We start from the raw sequence: 18141 nt of genomic DNA on the forward strand, positions 1-18141 counted from the left end.
ACGTTTGAAATACAATGTAATTAGCATAACATGACTGGCCCAAAACGGCGACTAAAGTCGCTCGTGTCGTCTTTCATCCCCGCAATAAATTGACGGGGCTTTCAGACTCCCGCACTATTTTCGTAAGATCCCCCCGGCTACGCCGACCCCCTTTTTAAGGGGGTTAAATTCCAAAACCCCCCTTTTTAAGGGGGGCAGGGGGGATCCCGCTTCGCCAACCCCCCTTGTTAAGGGGGGCAGGGGGGGATCCTACCGCCCGTTAACAAGCTTGGGATTGAGGATAAGACGGCATCACCTGCACCACGGGCCAACCCAACGCTTTGATGATTTGCCCCCCTAAGAGGGTAGGATCAAAGGGTTTACACAGGACAGCAGCTAAATTGAGATCTGCATAGTCATGGTAATTATGCACCTTGGCTGTCAGGAAGATGACAGGAATAGAGCAGGTGAGGGGGTGATTGAGCAACGCTCGGCGGGTGGCGGGGCCATCCATATCCGGCATCATCACATCGAGTAGGATCAGATCAGGCAGTTGAGCGATCGCCTTTTCTAGTCCCACCGCTCCCGATGCAGCCGTGGTCACGTGCCAACCCATCATCACCTGAAGGCTTAATTGAGCGATTTCTCGGATATCCGCTTCATCATCAATCACTAAAATTTTTTTAGATTGACTGTTCATAGGTTGTAGATGGTAGAGGGTTTAACCCAAGGAATACAATGATCAGGTTTACAGGGAAATCACAAGCAAGATTGCGTTCCTTTGTACTCAGCAGCAAAAATCACGAGAAACCAACAACCAGGAGCATCCCTGGGGGCTATCATGCAAATATGGCTCGAAGTATAAAAAATATTTGTGAAATTCTTGTGAATGTTTGCAACTTTACGCCATCTTTTCACCATGACTTTTCTAGTGTCGTAATGGTCGCAATTGAGATAACACAATCAACTTTCTCTCTCCTCGTTCTCTAGTGAACGCTAGAAAATGCTCGCCATCCCTAGAGATGATGCAACCTACAGCGGTTACATTAATTGCTAGGCACAGTGAGGGTTGGTATGGTGGAGTTCAGGCCGCTCCCTCAGCAGCAGACTGTGGGAGATGTTATCGGCAACCGCTATATCTTCATTTATATCTTCATTAAATCCACTAAACCCAATACATCTTTTACTTTGTAAGAAATCTTAAAACTGAAAGCCTCACGCTCTCCGTGTTTTTGCGATTTTTTGATTATTTTGACAAGTTTGCTTGAGTATTTGTACGATTTTCGTCATATAGTCCCATGCCAATTTTGCTAAAAAATTGAGGCAGGGCTTGGGCTGGCATCTATCTAAAGGTGGATTTTCGGCATTTTCCCGGAGCCAAGATTTATACCCGATGAATGAAACAATCCAGCGAGTCTCTACGTTAGAAATAGTTAAGCAATTGTCATGATTTGATTAATTGCCCATTGACGTTAACCCCAGAACAATGGTTAATACCCTACCCACCAAAGAAGCTCGCCTTGTCAAGCAAGGTCATCTCAAAAATACGCTCACCCCTTTCCCTGTCCATTATTTCACCACCACGCCACGCCTAACGGTCATGGGTGCGGGGGCCTGGGGGTCGGCTTTGGCAACGGTGGCCAGTCGTAACGCTCATCCTGTGCGGTTGTGGTCTCGCCGGGATGGCGAACCCCTCAGTAGTGCGATCGCTGATGCGGATGTGATTCTTTGTGCGGTCTCCATGAAGGGGGTTCCCAGTGTCATTGCACAGCTTAAAGCCTGCGACATTCCCCCGGAAAAAATTATCCTCACCGCCACGAAGGGCCTCGACCCCAAAACCACCCAAACCCCCTCGCAACTCTGGCAAGCCACCTTCCCCCACAATCCCATTGCGGTGTTATCAGGGCCCAATCTTTCTCAAGAAATTGAACAGGGTTTACCAGCGACAACAGTTGTGGCTAGTCAAGATGAAGCGGCGGCCCAATTGGTGCAATCCATCTTTTCCTCGGAAACTTTCCGGGTTTATCTCAATACGGATCCCCTGGGAACCGAATTGGGGGGAACGCTGAAAAATATTATGGCGATCGCCGCTGGGGTCTGTGATGGCCTCAACCTTGGCACCAATGCCAAAGCGGGCCTCCTCACCCGCGCCCTCCCAGAGATGATCCGCATTGGTACCCACCTCGGAGCCAGTGCAGAAACCTTCTTTGGTCTCTCCGGATTAGGGGATCTCCTCGCCACCTGTAACGGCACATTGTCCCGCAATTACCGGGTGGGCCTGGGTTTAGCCCAAGGGAAAGATTTAAAAACCGTCTTGATGGAATTACAAAGCACCGCCGAAGGGGTAAACACGACGCGGGTATTGGTTGATTTGGCTCACCAACAACAAATTCCCGTCCCCATCGCCCGCCAAGTCTGCCGCCTCCTGGATGGCAAGATCACACCGATGACCGCTGTTCAAGCCCTGATGGAGCGGGAACTGAAGGCAGAATAAGCCAGTTTCTCCAACCAAAGCGATCGCACCCCTTCCCGCCGGAAGGGTTTTTTCTATCCGGTGGTATCCTTGATCTGCCTAGGGGCGAAATTTAAAATTTTGCGCCCCACACCACCTAGAGCTTTACGGGCTTTCATTAAGCGGATTCCAGATCAGTTAGCTGCCCCGATAGGTGCTGTAACTCCAAGGGGAAACCAAGAGGGGAACATGATAATGGGCATTGGGATCGGCAATGCCGAAGGCGATGGGGACGCGATCCAGAAAGGGCGGCTCGGTTTGGGAGAGGCCCTGGCTGTGAAAATAGGCCCCAACGGCAAAGATTAGTTCATATTGGCCCGGCTCCATGGCCTCCCCCGTGAGTAATGGGGCATCGGTGCGGCCATCGCTATTGGTGGTTAAGGTTTTGAGGCAGTGGCGATTGCCCATCGCATCCCGTTTCCACAGTTCGAGGGTCATGGCGGCGGCGGGACAGCCTTGGGCTGTATCTAATACATGGGTGGAGAGGTAGCCAGCCATACCAAAAGGAGAGCAAAGAACAGCCCGATTTTAACAAAAATTGTCGTAGGGGCGAAAAAAGAAAATTTTTTCGCCCCTACCAGATTGGGAAATGGTGATGATTAATACCGCTCTTCTAACCAAATCCGGATCGATTGCTCAGAATCTCCTTCAAAACGTCGCCCAGTGCGGGGATCATAACCCCTGTAAATCATATGACCTTGGGCATCTGTATTTATCCAAATCCGAGGTTCATTGGCTTCAGTTAAGAAATGCACCAAGCTGTGGGCAATGTGACTGAAACCTTGGCGGATATGGCCGAGGAAATAGCCAACATGGGAGGATTTTGTATAGATTTTTTCGAGGTGTTGACGTTTTTGAGTAATGGTAATGTGAGTCATGGTGAAAACCCCCCTTGGTGATTTAATATGGTTGCGGTCTAAATTGAGCAATCAGGCGGGATCGGGGCCCATGGTGATCTTCCTAACCTGTTGAGGCTTGGACGGCTTGCCTCTTTTGTACTTTCCAGCATCGATGCGGAATTGCTATAGTTTCACTCTATCGGGGGGGCCAAGGAACGGCAACGCATAGGATAGATGGTATCTATCGATATTTTCGATAGATGAATGCCACTGTACCAGGCACAGTGGAGGGAAATCTTGATGGAGAAGTCTTTATGGTTGCAAAGGCGTTGCCCCGTTGGCAGGTGGGGACAATTTTGGGGTTGGGGGTGTTGGCGGTGGCCACCTCCTCGGTGATTATTCGCTTGGCCCTTAATGCTGCGCAAACCGAGGGGTTTGGGTTTAGCTTGGTGTTGGCGGTGGTGCGGTTGTTGTTGGCGACGGCGGTGCTGTTGCCGACGGGGCGATCGCTCCTTTCCCAAACTTTACCCCGCCGTGCCTGGGGGTTTGCGATCGCCGCCGGATTTTGCCTTGCCGGCCATTTCGCCACCTGGATCACCTCCCTTTCCTTTACCTCCATTGCCGCTTCTACGGCGTTGGTGACGACTAACCCGGTTTGGGTGGGTTTAATCCTCTGGCTCTGGTTTGGCCAACGGCCAAGCCGGTTAACGATGGTGGGGATTGCGATCGCCCTCACTGGGGGGATGATCATCGCCTTTGCGGGTAGCGGTGGGATCCATGGGGGATCCAATCCGCTGTTGGGGGATGGTTTGGCGTTGTTGGGGGCGATGTTAGCGAGTTTATATTTCCTGTTGGGACGGGAGGCGCAACGGCAGGGGATGGGGTTGGGGGCCTATGGGGCGATCGCCTATGGAGTGGCGGCCCTCGTTTTATTGCCTTTACCTCCCTTGTTGGGGGTTTCCTATCTGGGCTATCCCCCCATTGTCTATGGTTGCATGGTGGCCATGGCCTTAATCCCCCAATTGATCGGCCATACGGTGATCAATTGGTCAGTGATGCAAATTTCCCCCACCCTTGTCACCCTCGCAATTTTATTTGAACCCGTCGCCGCCAGTGTGATGGGTTGGATCGGCTTTGGGGAAGTGCCGGGGTGGCCGGTGGTAGGGGGGGGATTAATTTTATTAATGGGGGTGGCGTTGGCGGTGGTGGGGGAACCCCGGCAACGGGTTTAGATTTCGTCGGGATTAATGCCGAGGGCGCGGAGGCGATCGCTCAACCGTTTTTCCCGCTCCTGGGCAGTATGGAGGGCGGCTTCGGCGGTTTCGGCTCGTTGTCGTTCTTCTTCAGCCCGTTGCCGTTCCCATTCGGCGGGCAAGGGGACTAATTCCCCCTCTGGGGTGAAAAACCGCGCCCATACGGCGGTTTCCCGCAACAGTGTCCCCTCCCATGGCCCCAGCCATAGCCCTAGGGATTGACACCAGAGCCGTCCCTGCTCATTGGTGGGAAGAGGTTCATAGCTGCGGTTGTGGAGATACCAACCTTGGAGGGAGTTGGGATCAAAGGGGTCATAAACAAAATAGTCGGAAGTGTGGAACGTTTCGCTATAGATCACCTTTTTTTCGGCGAGATCCACGGCAGCGGTGGAGGGAGACATCAATTCAACAATCACATCGGGATAACGCCCCCCTTCATCCCAAACAACCCAACCCTGGCGGGGTTTTGTGCCATCTACTCCCAAAACTACAAAGAAATCGGGGCCGCGAAAATCGCGGTTGCGGGCTTGGGTGCGGCTGTAGTAGATGAACATATTGCCGCCAGTGAAATAGTCGTTACGGTTCCCTAGGTGCTGATGCACGGAGTCAATCAGCACATTCATGGCGATGCGGTGACGATTGCTTTCCAAGGGTTCTCCATCATCAAAAATCAAGTCTGTGGGCGGCGGTTCAGGGGCCCAATCTACTTCGTTCCAATGTTCGGTGTCGGTAACAGTGCTGGGCAGCGCAGAACTGGACATAATGATCCTCATGATCCTCAGCAAGGGACATTTTTAGTATAAACGCACGCCATGAAGATCGCTACTGCCTCAACCGGGCGGCAGAGCCGCGCCATGCCCATGCCACGGCGGAGCCATGGCACGAGTGACTAGATTCCGCGTGACTTGGCTCTGCCCAGTCACGCAATCCCGGAGGCTCTGCCTCCAGAGGGCGGCGGAGCCGCCTGATGCCCGTGCCACGGCGGAGCCATGGCACGAGGGGAAAGGGGAATATTAAAAGGGTGCGATCTCCACTACGCCCTCGGATTTGAAGACGACGCGGAATTGGGCTAGGGGTTCGGAGGGGATGACTGTGCCGAGCGATCGCCCAATCCCTGCTGCTTCTAAATTCAGTAATTCTGGCAAGGGGGTATCGGCTTCGAGTTGGAAACCGGCATTATTTTGGGCTTCATAATCGCCAATTTCTCCCGTTTCCGTGACGGCTACCCGGAAAATCAAATCATTGCCAAAGGTGTTACTTTCCTCATCCCAAGCAGCTTCGAGGGTGTTTTGTAGTTGGTCTTGGAGTTCCGTCAGACTGTCGGGGTCATCAATCACATTGGTAAATTCTGGCCGACCCTGATAGCCTTCCCAGGGATTGATCTGTAAAACGCCATTGCGGGTAAACACCACTTTAAAATCGGTAATCGCTTCTCGATTGGCGATCGCCGCTTGGGTGGGGGCAAATTGCAAATCTGGTAAAGGCGTGCGCTCTTCAGCACTTTCGGGGGTGTTTTCAATGGCCTGATAGGCAACAATGGAGCCGTCAATGGTGGCGGAAATCCGGAATGCTAAATCTTCTGTGGCCTGATCGCGATCCTGCCAAGCATTGCTAATTTCCCGGAAGAGATAGCGTTGAATGAAATTAATTTCCGTCGGATCGGTAATCAATTCTGCTTCCGTGAGCAGCGTTTCCAGTTCAGCAGCGGAAAGGGTCGGTGTATCGCTGGGATCATCACTATCCGGGGTTTCTGCCTCCTCCTCCTCCGTTTGCGCCGTGGGATCGCCGCGCAATTCTTGGGGTTCCTCCACCTCCGGCACAGGCACAAAGAATAGGAGGGCAGCGGCGATCGCCAACGTCCCCAACCCCGTCACCACCGGCATTGCCCGTTGATGTTGCGGCACATCTGCCACCCGATAACGACGGCTCACGGGGGTAAGGTTGAGGGTAATATCCGGCAGCGTGCGGTTATCGGTACATAACTGATCGATGGCATCCACCAGATCAAACAGTTCGAGGGTATTAAGCTCCACTTCCACGGTTTCCCCTGTGGGGGTTTGGGTCGAAAGGAGATGGCGATCGGCCCCAGGGCCGGCGGTGAGTTTCACCAAGGTTTCCCCCGTAGTATTGGGGTGATCAATACCACTTAACACCCCTTGGACATAGGCACTCACCCCCAGCACCAAACCATCTAAAAACTCCCGGCCACCACTGAGGAAATGCTCACCATTGTTGAAATGACATTCTACATTGGTGACAATCGCCATTAAGGGGCGGGTATTGCCCGCCAAATCCGTATCATTGGGGTTAAAGCCTTCCAACTCAAGGCGGACATTGGGTAAATTGTACTGACGCTTAATATTCATACTCCTAAACTTCTCCGTCAAATAAACTTACCCAAAGCCGTTGCCCCCCAGCGGCTCCGGTGCAAAAGAGCAGTTGGGTGAGGAGGGCGATCGCCAACTGATTGAGGCGGTCTTCTGCCTCCAAATAATCAGCAACCTTAGCGCGGCGGGGGTTCATGCGACTGCGGAAATGGGTGCGGAAGCGATCGAGATATTCCGAGAGGCGAAAATGCTGATCCACCGGCAACCCCTTGGCTTGAATATCCTGATGGGCGCTGAGGAGTTGACGAATTAACATCGTCAATTGCCGAGCGCGATAGCTAATAATAATCACCAGAGCCTTGGCCTGGGGGATATTGAGGGTGTTGCGGGTGTAGGAGCGTCGCCAGGGGTTGGTACAGCGTAATCGCCAGAGAGTGACGCGGTTATCAATCACGCTATGTAGCTCTAAATCTTGAGCAGTACTGAGCATATATTCTGACCCCCCCAGTTCCAACGCTTCCAGGGCCAGCAACAGCAAATCGATCCGCTGTTGCATCCGGGGCGAGCAGGTATCAAGGTTAGGAATATCGGGGAGCGTGTCCAAAATTAACGGTTTTGGACGGGGCGGTAGACGATAATCCGGGGAGAGACTGGCAGATTGACTCATGCTGAAGGGGTTGCTCAACAGGGTTAGGAGGGAAAGGGCGGGAAAAGGGAAATGGAAATAGGTCAGGGCGATCGCACTGATCAGGCAGCCTTTTCAGTGTACTATCTTTTCACTTTGGACAAATCATCATGCTACGGGACGGCGCAACCTCCATGGATATTAAATCACTCATCCGCGACATTCCTGATTTTCCCAAACCGGGAATCCTCTTCCGGGATATTACGACATTATTGCGGGATCCTCAGGGGTTAAAGCATACAATTCAGGCCCTCGCCAATGGTTGTCAGGGGGCCAATTTTCAGCCGGATTTAATTATCGGCATGGAGTCACGGGGGTTTATTTTTGGCCCTAGCCTCGCCTGTGAACTGGGGGCGGGGTTTGTGCCGGTGCGGAAACCCGGTAAGCTTCCGGCGGCGGTGTATAGTGCGGCATATGAATTGGAATACGGGAGCGATCGCCTCGAAATGCATCAAGATGCGATCGCCCCCGGTCAACGGGTGTTAATTGTTGATGATTTAATTGCTACCGGCGGCACAGCCCAAGCCGCAGCCCAGTTGGTGCAACAGGGGGGCGGGCAACTGGTGGGCTTTGCTTTTATCATTGAGCTACTGTTTTTAAAGGGCCGTGAACAATTAGGGGATGTCCCGGTGATTAGCCTCGTCCAATATTAAGGAGTTTGTCGGTAATCGTGAATGTAATCCCAAAAGCGACCAGGGGCGATCGCCCCTCCTTGGGCCAACGCCTGCAAGGATTTTTCACCAGTGAGACGTTTCTGTATATCCTCAAACGCTTGGCCCAAGCCTTGTTAACGCTCCTGCTCACGTCAGCTTTGAGCTTTATTATCATCCAACTGGCCCCCGGCAACTACCTGGATACATTGCGGGAAAATCCCAGCATTTCCGAAGACACCATTGAAGCCTACCGCCAGCAATTTGGCTTAGATCAGCCCCCGATCATCCAATACTGGCGTTGGTTGGTGGCCGTTGTCACCCAGTTTGATTTTGGGGAAAGCTTCGTTTATAACCGCTCGGTTACAGAGTTAATTATTGAACGGATGCAAGCCACCCTGTTACTTTCCTTGGCTTCAATCCTGATCACTTGGGCCATTGCCCTGCCTTTGGGGATTTGGGGCGCAGTGCAGCAAAATCAATGGAGCGATCGCATTCTCCGGGTATGTAGCTACATCGGCCAAGGCTTCCCCAGTTTCATCACCGCCCTACTGTTACTGATTTTGGCTCAAAACACCGCCCCCTTCTTTCCCATCGGCGGCATGACCAGCATCGCCCATGATACATTCCCCCCCCTGGTGAAACTCATCGATATTGGCTGGCACATGATCCTCCCCACCCTCGCCCTCAGTGTCACCAGCTTTGCAGGGTTACAGCGGCTCACCCGGGGGGCGATGCTTGATGTGTTGCGCCAGGACTATATCCAAACCGCCCGCGCCAAAGGTTTACCCGAAAATCGGGTGATCTACGTCCATGCCCTCCGCAACGCCATCAACCCCCTGATCACGATCTTGGGCTTTGAATTTGCCAGCCTGCTCAGTGGCTCGTTTATTGCCGAAGTGTTTTTTAACTGGCCTGGTTTGGGGCAACTGATCCTCCGGGCAGTGATGACCCAAGATCTTTATCTCGTCATGGCCAGCCTGATGATGGGGGCCGCCATGCTGATCATCGGTAACTTATTGGCGGATCTGCTGCTTCAGGCCGTTGATCCTCGGATTCGGTTGAGTGATTTGAAATAATCCCCCGGCAAAAATTCGGGACGTTCTTGGTTAGAATGAATCTCGATCCCTATCGCGAGTTTAGTGGAGATGCGAATCCTAGCCCTCGTTCCCGGTGGAATTGGCGACCAATTTTTATTCTTTCCCACCCTGGCCACTCTCAAGCAAGCCTATCCCCACGCGGAAATCGATGTGCTGGTAGAACCCCGGTCTAAATCCGCTTACCGGGTCTGCCCCTCGGTACATGATGTTCTGCTGTTTGACTATAAGGGCCGCAATGGTTTGGCGGATTATTTGAATTTGTTGGGTATTGTGCGCGATCGCGAATATGATGCCGCCCTCGCCCTAGGGCAACGGTGGGCTGTGGGCTTACTGTTGTGGCTCAATGGCATTCCCAAACGGGTGGGCTACCACAGTAATCAAGCGTGGTTCCTCACCGATACCGTCCCCCTCAAAACTGAGCAATACGCCGCACCCATGTATCACGATCTCGTCAGCGGGTTCGGTATTGCCCAACCTTGCCCCCCGATGGCGGTGGCGGTTCCCAAGGCAGATATTGACTGGGCAGAAATGCAGCAGCAATATTTAGGGATCAAGGATACGGGCTATGTGCTGATCCATGGTGGTTCTAGTCAATTGGCTTTAACGAAGGGGATTAATAAAATTTATCCCGTCCAAAAATGGCTCCAGGTGGTCAAAGACCTCCAAACCAAACAGCCAAATGTGCCGATTGTGCTGCTCCAAGGCCCTGATGATGGGGCTTGGGTGCAGGAAATGATGAATGGGGCGGCGGATCTCAAGGTAGTTTCCCCGCCGGATATTGGCAAGTTGGCGGCTTGGATTGCGGGGGCTAACCTGATGCTCTGTACTGATAGTGCGCCGATGCACCTCTCCATTGCAGTGGGAACCTATACCATTGCCCTGTTTGGCCCCACTCAGGCGACGAAGTTAATCCCCCCTGGTAATGACAAGGTGGTGGGGATTCAATCCCCCAGTGGGGCGATCGCTGATATTGCGCCGATCACCATTCTGGAGCAGATTTGGCGTGGCTAGGCCGGCGGTGTTTGTAGATCGGGATGGGGTGCTGAATGTTGAGCGGGGTTATCTCTACCACGTTGAGGATCTTGACCTTATCCCTGGTGTGGCCCAGGCGGTGCGCCATCTCAATGATTTGGGCGTTTTCTGCTGTTTGGTATCTAACCAAGCGGGCCCGGCCCGGGGCTATTTTCCGGTGGATCATGTGGAAGCGCTCCACCACCGGCTCATTGATCGTTTAGACAGTGAAGCGGGGGCGTTTCTCGATGCCCTCTATTATTGTCCCTATCTCAGTCCGCCGGAAGGGGGGATTACGCCGGAATTTGCCCAATGGGGGACATGGCGCAAACCGAATACGGGGATGTTAGTGGCGGCAGCCTGGGATCATGATCTGGATTTAAGCCGCAGTTTTATGGTGGGGGATAAGGCGACGGATATTGATTTGGCTCGCAATGCGGGGGTACGGGGAATTTTGGTACAAACGGGCTACGGTGAGCAGGTGTTAGCAGGAACCTATCAACACCATGCCCAGCCGGATTATATTGCCCGGGATTTGGCGGCGGCGGTGGATTGGCTACTGCCGTTTTTTAAAGTTTGATGTAGGGGGCGAAAAATCTTTGTGCCTCCGGCAGGCTTACGCCAATGCCCCCAAGCCACTTAATTTGCCCTCACCCTCAATCCCTCTCCCAAGTCGGGAGATGGACTTTGAATATTTTATAGCCATTGCTGAAGCTATGCGTTACAGAGATCCCCCTCAATCCCCCTTTAAAAGGGGGAGGTCGAGTTCTCATGGGTCACGAAAACGCTATAAATCTTGTTTAAAATTCCCAATCTTGGGGTTTGCCCTCCTCCGGTGGGGGTGGGGTGATGATCCGGTAGTCGGCATCGTAGACCCCATCTTTTTGTTGCGGTTTGGGGGGTTCTGAGGGTTCTGGTTTGGGCGGGTTGCGGGGTGTAGATCGCCCTTGCTCTTGCTGATCCACCGCCCGCGCTGGCCGGGGATTGGTGGGCTGCTCCGGTGGCGATTCAATATCCCACTCATCGGTATCATCCTCCCGCTCCCAATTTTCCCCAACGGGCGTATCCCAATCCTCTGGGCGGCGGCGGGGTTTGGGGCGGGGCTGGGGTTCGCGGTAGCGGGGGGCGATGGGGGGTTCTTTGGGGCGGGGGAGGGGGCGATAGTTGAGGCCCTGGAGGAGGAGGCTGAGGAGGAGGCCTGTGGCTAGGGCGATGAACAGCCAAATCCCTAAGGGAAAAGGGATTGTGGCATTGCCAAAGAGGATTAGCGGCAGCGTGGGCGACCAATTTTGGACAATGGCGATCGCCCCCAATCCCAACATCAACAAAACGACACCAATCCCCATCGCTTTCCTCATCCGTTCAACATAAACCTACTCTAATTCCCCATGGCCCTGCCACCGTCGCAGCGGCACACAATCTAACCCCAATTGATCCAAGGCGCGGGCTACGACAAAATCCACCAGATCGGTAATGGTTTGGGGGGCATGATACCAAGCGGGGATCGCCGGGACAATCCGCGCCCCCGCTTCCGCTAGGGCGGTTAAATTGCGCAGATGGATCAGGCTCAAAGGCGTTTCCCTCGGCACGACAATTAAGGGGCGGCCCTCCTTGAGTTGTACATCCGCTGCCCTTTCCAACAGATCAGAACTTAACCCTTGGGCAATTTTCGCTACGGTACTCATGCTACAGGGCATGACGATCATGCCTTGGGTACGGAAAGAGCCGCTGGCGATCGCCGCCCCCACATCCCCCCAACGGTGACAGCGCAAAATTCCCCCCTTGGGAACATCCGCCTGTTGCCGCCAAAATTCCCCCTGGGCCTCCGGTTCTGGGGGAACCCTTGTGCCATTTTCTGCTTGCCAAACGAGGAAGGAAGCCTTAGAAGCCACCAAATCCACGGTATAACCAGCGATCAGCAAATGCCGCACCGCCCGCACCGCATAGATCAGCCCACTGGCCCCACTCACGCCCAAAATTAACGGTTCGCTCATTTAACCCTGATCCACAAATTTTTTAATCTCACCATAAACACGATAAAAGCTGCCTTGGGCCGATTCCCGCAGTTCTGTGACGATGTATTGCGCCCCTTCTTCGCGCAAATTGCGAGGAAACTGCACATTCCAATCCGGCTGATAACCGGGGGAAACCACCCGCACCCGCAACTTACCTGCCTCCTGAATACAGCGTAACAGAATCCCTGTTCCCGCTTCTGTGGTGGTTTGGAGGGCGGTGGAAACGGCAATGCCCGCTGTTTTCGGTGCTTTAAATTCTTGGGTTTTGGGTAAATTGCCGGATTTGGCCGCCAAAATTGCCGCCTCACTGACATCTAAACAGGCGAGATAACCGTTGGTGGTGACAATATAGAGCCGCTCCTGATGCCACTGCATCGAGAGAGCCGAGCCGCAACCCGTCCCCAATTTCCACAACCGTTCCCCCGCTCCATTAAAGCAGTACACCGAAGAATGGCTATCCCCCGCAAACACATAGCGGCCATCCTGGGCTGTTGCACAGGAATACACCGCTGCATCACAGCGATAGGTCTGCAAACTTTCCCCGGTTTTGCGCCAAGCATAGATCAATTTTGCCGATGTTCCCCCGTAGATGGTTGCCGCTTCTTGCCAGCCGAAGAGAATACTCCCCTTCGTGTCTTGATGCCACTGGACGCGCCCTTCCTGGATGTCATAGCAGGTTACGCCGTTGCTATGGCCGTGATAAACCGAGGTGCGATCGCACCGCACCATCCAGCCCCCTTTCCCCGTGGATAGCCTTGTCCAATGGAATTCATCCTCAGGATGAAAAAGGGCAACTTGACCATTGCCATCGGAAACCGCTAACAAACCATCGGCAATATCGAGCCAATAGATATCGACATTTTCCTCAATTTCATAGGCCAAATGGGGAACTTTACCGGAGATGTCGTAAACATTGCCATCATCGCAACCGGCATAGAACCAAATATCATCGGCCACTAAACATTTCACCCCCTCCGGGAGTTGAAACTGATTAAACACCTGCCCTTGAAAATCAAGGGCAAACACTTGCCCCCGTTGATTGCCTACCCAACAGGCTTGATCATTGATAAAAATGCCAAAGGCGATCGCCCCAGAATTAAACTGCCACAAAATGGGGGCAGACTGAGCTTTTGACCGTTGGCTTGTGGTGTCGCGGCGGGTGAGGGGGCGTTTTTGGCGTTCCCCCATGACGGCGGGAGCATAGCCTTTTTTGAGTTTTTCTTTAACTTTTTTATCTGCCTCTGCTTTGGCTTTTTCTGCTGTGGGATAACTACTGGTTTTGGACTGACCCGGATCGCCAATGCGCCCGTAGCGAATCGTTACTTCTGTGCCAGCGATCGCCACCTCATAAAACTTATGGGCCGCGCCTTCTGCCTCAGAAAGTTCGAGATAAATCTTTTCGTCACTCATCATTTTATTGAAATAAACAATCGCCTTTTTCAAACTCAAAGATAACGAATAAAGTCGTGATAAAAAACCGTTCCTAGTGAGGACTTTATTCCTCTCTCCCACAATGGGTTAACCAGATCCCCGCCGTCGTCGGCCTCGGCTGGGTCGGCTCGTAGATACATCATATTCTAACGCTGCACCAATGGCATAAAGCACCCCGCAAAACACATAGAATACATCCATTAATCCCCCACTTTCATAGTTTCCTGGTAAAGAAAGCGCCACATACAGGGATAAATCCGCTACATATTTGGATAAAGCCGCCGCCGCAATCATCCGCCAAGAAATGGAAAATCGTCCTCCCCAAAAAGCCAATAGTAAAGTTGAACCGATGATCAGGAGGGCAACATCGGCAATGGAATAAAACATATTGACAGGGAATGCAAATATACTCAGAAAGTTGTCCAAAGAAACGAGCCATGAGGCTGCCTCAATAACCGTTTCATCATCTACATTGGGTTTGAGACTGGCAAAGTATTTGACTGCAACGGCTAGAATAGTGCCAAAGATCGCGATACATCCAATAATCAACCATTGTTTTGGCTCTAAATTTAAGCGTCGGGGTAGTACTGCTAAGATCATCCCCCAACCGACGCAAATACTAAAAATAATGTAAAACAGATCAGCGGGGGAAATATCCGGATCAAGACCAAAGTACAGTTCCCAAATGCCAAATAAGCAGTTTGCCAGGGCATAGGAAGCAAGGCCTAGGCCAATAAAAAACCAGACATCTCGACCGCTGGCAATCTGGGGGCTTTTCCAATTGCGATAACAAAGCCAAGCGGCTAAACAAAAGGGTAGGGTTTCGAGGAGATAGGTGGTGAGTAAGTACCACAAAGGACTATCTTCACCGGGGACGGTGATACTGAAGAGGGAAAAAAACCAGAAGGTAAAGACAGACCAGATAATTCCACCTAAAACGATGTTTTGGGCGGTGAGTAATGTGGCTATGGAGGGGAGCTTGGTTGGGGATTTCGCCATAGGAACGATGGAAAATTAAGGGTTGTTTCCAAGATATAGCAAATTATGAGCTTTGAATGACGATCCATAGCTTCTGGTTCTACAATGGTCATGCTTTGATTACGGCAAGTGGCGATATTTTTCTAGAAATTGCTCAATTTCCCCTTGATGCTCGCAGTGAAAGCCGGTTGCGATCGCGGCATCGAGATCAATGGTGATGAGGGGAAGGGTGCGATCGCACTCCGGTTTTATGCCCAAACTGACCACTGCCCAGAGTAAACTCCGCCCCACATCGAGGATCGTTTTCATGAGGGTTTCCTGATTCCCCGGTACGCCGGTTTCATCCACTGGTTTGAGGCTGACCCAGATCCCCTGAATACCTAAATGAATACGGGCAAGCCAGAGGGCGCGGGGGAGATGGCTGGGGGAGGTGAGCAATTGCACATGGCGAGATCCCCAACGGTGGAGGATGGGGGTGCTGTAGTAGAAGTTTTCAAACGTGCTGCGGGCGCAGGTTTCCAACCAAATGCGATCGCTCAAACTCCCTTCCCGTGCAAAGACCAAAAAGGTACAGGGGGGCGGGGAACCGCTGGAGATTAAGATCCGCTGCTCAGGATTAACCTTAGCCTGCTGCGCCGCTACCATTTCCCGACGAATACTTCCCCCCAAAACCAGAACGGTATCCATGGGCTGGTTTGCGCCTTGGATTAACCGGAGGCTGAGGGCGAGGCTGAACGTGAGGAGGAGGCCAAGGAGGAGGTAGCGGAGCGATTGCCACGAACATTTCAACACCATTGCCCCCCTTTAATGATAAGAATGATAAGTTTTGCTCGCCCTAGGGTTAAACAGATCCTAACGCTGTCGTCCCCCCCATTGGCGAGGCCGTGGCAAAATAGAAACCAGACAAAATGTTAAAAAACATTTAAAAACATTACAGGAGGCCGACTATGGTTGCACTGGCCGATCAAGCCCAAAAACGCCTAACCATTCAAACCGCTGAGATTGCCCCCGATACGACGGTGATTCGTTCCCTGGATTGGGAGCGCGATCGCTTTGATATTGAATTCGGCTTGCAAAACGGCACGACCTATAACGGCTATATCATCCAGGGCGACCAATTGGCGATCGTCGATACCTCCCATCGTAAGTTTGAACAACTGTATCTCGATGCCCTCAAGGGGAAAATTGACCCCGCCCAAATTAACTACATCGTGATCAGCCACACGGAGCCGGATCATAGCGGCTTGGTGAAGGATGTTCTCGCCTTGGCTCCTGAGGCGATCGTCGTTGGCTCCAAAGTGGCGATCCAATTCCTCGAAGGCTTTATCCATCAAAAATTCCAGCGGCAAGTGGTGAAAAGTGGCGATAAGCTCGATCTGGGCAAAGGCCACGTTTTGGAATTCGTCAACGCCCCTAACCTCCATTGGCCCGATACGATCCTCACCTACGATTGGGGAACGCAGATCCTCTATACCTGCGATGTGTTTGGGATGCATTATTGCTCTGATGATCTGTTTGATCGCCATTTAGGGGCGATCGCTCCCGATTATCGTTTTTACTACGATTGCCTGATGGGGCCGAACGCTCGCTCGGTTTTGGCCGCATTGAAACGGATGGAAGCGTTAGGGGAAGTGGCGATGGTGGCCAATGGCCATGGCCCCCTGTTGCGCCATAATACCCATGAACTGATTGAGCGTTACCGCACCTGGAGCCAAGAGCAGACGAAAGGGGAAACCGTTGTGGGGGTGTTTTATACCTCCGGCTATGGGGATAGCGATCGCCTCTCCCAAGCCCTGGCCCATGGGATTACCAAAACCGGCGTAGCGGTGGAAATGATGGATTTGGTAGGGGCGGATCAGCAGGAGGTTCGGGAACTCGCCGAACGGGCCGCCGGGTTGGTGATTGGGATGCCCCCCACCAGCGGCGACAATGCCACGGAAACCGCCACCAGTTTAAGCACGATCTTGGCCTCTACCAGTGATAAACAGGTGGTGGGTTTATTTGAATCCTACGGCGGCAATGATGAACCCATTGATCCGCTGCTGACCAAATTCCGTAATCTCGGCGTGAGCGTCGCCTTCCCCAGTATCCGCATTAAAGCCAACCCCGATGAAAGTCTGTATCAACTCTGCGATGAGGCCGGAACAGACTTAGGGCAACTGCTGAACCGGGAGAAAAATATTAAAAAGCGGAAATCCTTAGATAGTGATTTGGATAAAGCCATCGGCCGGATCAGTGGCGGCCTCTATATCATCACCGCCCGAAAAGGCGAGGTGAACGGGGCAATGTTGGCCTCCTGGGTGAGTCAAGCCAGCTTTGAACCCCTGGGGCTATCCATTGCCGTTGCCAAGGATCGGGCCATTGAATCCCTAATGCAGGTAGGCGATCGCTTCGTCCTCAACATCCTCGAAGAGGGCAACTACCAACACCTCATGAAACACTTCCTCAAACGCTTCAAACCGGGACAAGACCGCTTTGAAGGGGTAGAAACCCGCCAAGCCAGCAACGGCGCACCCATCCTAGCGGAAGCCCTCGCTTATTTAGAATGTGAGGTGGTGAGCCGGATGGATGTGCCGGATCATTGGATCGTGTATAGCGAAGTCCAAGACGGTCGCGTCGCCAAAACCGACAGCCTCACCGCCGTTCACCACCGCAAAGTCGGCAATTATTACTAACCCCAGGCCGCAGAGCCGCCACCAGCCCGTGCCACGGCAGAGCCATGGCACGAGGAAAGCCCCCCTTTTTAAGGGGGGTTGGGGGGATCTTCCCCCATCACCAACCCTAATGGCGGGCAATGCCCGCCCCACTTCCCACTCCCCACTCCCCACTCCCCACTTCCCACTTCCCATGACCTCCGAACTCACCCCCATCATCCAATCCCTCGGCATTCCCCAAGCCCAACGCCATATTTTCCTCTGCACCGACCCCACCAAACCCAAATGCTGCCCCGTTGTGGAAAGCCTCACCGCCTGGGCATACCTCAAAGGTCGGTTAAAGGAATTGGGGTTAGATCGCCCCCAAGCAGGCAAACCCGGCTGCATCCTGCGCAGTAAGGCAGATTGTCTGCGGATCTGTGCTCAGGGGCCGATTCTGCTCATCTATCCCGATGGGGTGTGGTATCGCCAAGCCACGCCCCCCGTGATTGAGGAAATTATTCAACGCCATTTGCTGAAAGGGGAAGTGGTGGAAGAATACGTTATTTGTACTCATCCACTCACGGAGTCTGAGTTGAGGGCGGAAATTGTGCCGTGATTGTCGTGTTCGGCAACAAGCAAGACATAATAGGCAATAGGGGGTTTTTATCGCGACTCTAGTCGGGGCGATCCGCCTTAGCGTACCTATCGCCCTATCCCCATCGATA

The 18141-nt window shown here is 52.9% G+C and carries 19 protein-coding genes; 8 read left to right on the forward strand and 11 right to left on the reverse strand.

The window, feature by feature from the left end; genetic code table 11:
• Positions 1–259 precede the first annotated feature (259 nt).
• Entirely contained in the window at positions 260–679 is a 420-nt protein-coding gene (locus VB712_RS05810; RefSeq protein WP_323253063.1) for a response regulator, read from the reverse strand.
• Positions 680–1465: 786 nt separating this feature from the next.
• Here VB712_RS05810 and VB712_RS05815 point away from each other — a divergent pair.
• Complete coding sequence (locus VB712_RS05815) at positions 1466–2473, forward strand: NAD(P)H-dependent glycerol-3-phosphate dehydrogenase (RefSeq protein WP_323253064.1); 1008 nt, start codon at positions 1466–1468, stop codon at positions 2471–2473.
• 156 nt (positions 2474–2629) lie between these two features.
• Here the strand turns inward: VB712_RS05815 and uraH are convergent, their stop codons facing one another.
• Together uraH and VB712_RS05825 are read right to left on the reverse strand one after the other, a co-directional pair.
• On the reverse strand, positions 2630–2989 hold the full coding sequence (gene uraH, locus VB712_RS05820; protein WP_323253066.1) for a hydroxyisourate hydrolase: 360 nt from the start codon (positions 2987–2989) through the stop codon (positions 2630–2632).
• Between the two features lie 101 nt (positions 2990–3090).
• Positions 3091–3369 (reverse strand): hypothetical protein, encoded by a 279-nt coding sequence (locus VB712_RS05825; RefSeq protein ID WP_323253068.1) that lies wholly within the window; start codon positions 3367–3369, stop codon positions 3091–3093.
• 221 nt (positions 3370–3590) lie between these two features.
• Here VB712_RS05825 and VB712_RS05830 point away from each other — a divergent pair, with 221 nt between their 5' ends.
• Positions 3591–4562: a DMT family transporter gene (locus VB712_RS05830; protein WP_323253070.1), complete on the forward strand. Its 972-nt coding sequence runs from the start codon at positions 3591–3593 to the stop codon at positions 4560–4562.
• On the opposite strand, the gene VB712_RS05835 is transcribed toward VB712_RS05830, so the two are convergent.
• The 3 genes from VB712_RS05835 to VB712_RS05845 form a co-directional block, all read right to left on the reverse strand.
• Complete coding sequence (locus VB712_RS05835) at positions 4559–5344, reverse strand: Uma2 family endonuclease (RefSeq protein WP_323253072.1); 786 nt, start codon at positions 5342–5344, stop codon at positions 4559–4561. The genes VB712_RS05830 and VB712_RS05835 overlap by 4 nt on opposite strands.
• Before the next feature lie 252 nt (positions 5345–5596).
• Entirely contained in the window at positions 5597–6949 is a 1353-nt protein-coding gene (locus tag VB712_RS05840) for a DUF4335 domain-containing protein (RefSeq protein WP_323253074.1), read from the reverse strand.
• Positions 6950–6953: 4 nt separating this feature from the next.
• Positions 6954–7577: a DUF3038 domain-containing protein gene (locus VB712_RS05845; protein ID WP_323253076.1), complete on the reverse strand. Its 624-nt coding sequence runs from the start codon at positions 7575–7577 to the stop codon at positions 6954–6956.
• A gap of 152 nt (positions 7578–7729) precedes the next feature.
• On the opposite strand from VB712_RS05845, the gene VB712_RS05850 reads away from it, so the two are divergent.
• From VB712_RS05850 to VB712_RS05865, 4 genes are all read left to right on the forward strand, one after another.
• Positions 7730–8248, forward strand: a complete 519-nt coding sequence (locus VB712_RS05850) for an adenine phosphoribosyltransferase (RefSeq protein WP_416236268.1) — start codon at positions 7730–7732, stop codon at positions 8246–8248.
• 26 nt (positions 8249–8274) lie between these two features.
• Positions 8275–9324 carry an ABC transporter permease gene (locus tag VB712_RS05855; protein ID WP_416236269.1) on the forward strand — a complete coding sequence of 350 codons (1050 nt, stop codon included), beginning with the start codon at positions 8275–8277 and terminating at the stop codon, positions 9322–9324.
• A gap of 69 nt (positions 9325–9393) precedes the next feature.
• Positions 9394–10356, forward strand: coding sequence for a glycosyltransferase family 9 protein (locus VB712_RS05860; RefSeq protein WP_323253083.1), 963 nt, complete (start codon positions 9394–9396; stop codon positions 10354–10356).
• On the forward strand, positions 10349–10936 hold the full coding sequence (locus VB712_RS05865) for an HAD family hydrolase (protein ID WP_323253085.1): 588 nt from the start codon (positions 10349–10351) through the stop codon (positions 10934–10936). The genes VB712_RS05860 and VB712_RS05865 overlap by 8 nt, the downstream gene beginning before the upstream one ends.
• A gap of 220 nt (positions 10937–11156) precedes the next feature.
• Here the strand turns inward: VB712_RS05865 and VB712_RS05870 are convergent, their stop codons facing one another.
• The 5 genes from VB712_RS05870 to VB712_RS05890 all read right to left on the reverse strand — a co-directional run bounded on the left by VB712_RS05870 (position 11157) and on the right by VB712_RS05890 (position 15575).
• The gene (locus tag VB712_RS05870) at positions 11157–11702 is read right to left on the reverse strand and encodes a hypothetical protein (RefSeq protein WP_323253087.1); all 546 of its coding nucleotides are present in this window, start codon (positions 11700–11702) and stop codon (positions 11157–11159) included.
• Positions 11703–11729: 27 nt separating this feature from the next.
• On the reverse strand, positions 11730–12350 hold the full coding sequence (locus VB712_RS05875) for a flavin prenyltransferase UbiX (RefSeq protein WP_323253089.1): 621 nt from the start codon (positions 12348–12350) through the stop codon (positions 11730–11732).
• Positions 12351–13781, reverse strand: a complete 1431-nt coding sequence (locus tag VB712_RS05880) for a WGR domain-containing protein (protein ID WP_323253091.1) — start codon at positions 13779–13781, stop codon at positions 12351–12353.
• Positions 13782–13889: 108 nt separating this feature from the next.
• Entirely contained in the window at positions 13890–14801 is a 912-nt protein-coding gene (locus VB712_RS05885; protein ID WP_323253093.1) for a hypothetical protein, read from the reverse strand.
• Positions 14802–14900: 99 nt separating this feature from the next.
• On the reverse strand, positions 14901–15575 hold the full coding sequence (locus VB712_RS05890) for a YdcF family protein (protein ID WP_323253095.1): 675 nt from the start codon (positions 15573–15575) through the stop codon (positions 14901–14903).
• Between the two features lie 152 nt (positions 15576–15727).
• Here VB712_RS05890 and VB712_RS05895 point away from each other — a divergent pair, with 152 nt between their 5' ends.
• Positions 15728–17455, forward strand: coding sequence for a diflavin flavoprotein (locus tag VB712_RS05895; protein WP_323253097.1), 1728 nt, complete (start codon positions 15728–15730; stop codon positions 17453–17455).
• Between the two features lie 172 nt (positions 17456–17627).
• Positions 17628–18032 carry a ferredoxin gene (locus VB712_RS05900; protein WP_323253099.1) on the forward strand — a complete coding sequence of 135 codons (405 nt, stop codon included), beginning with the start codon at positions 17628–17630 and terminating at the stop codon, positions 18030–18032.
• Positions 18033–18141: the final 109 nt, after the last annotated feature.

It is taken from the genome of Spirulina sp. CCNP1310, from assembly GCF_034932185.1.
GTDB lineage: Bacteria > Cyanobacteriota > Cyanobacteriia > Cyanobacteriales > Spirulinaceae > Spirulina.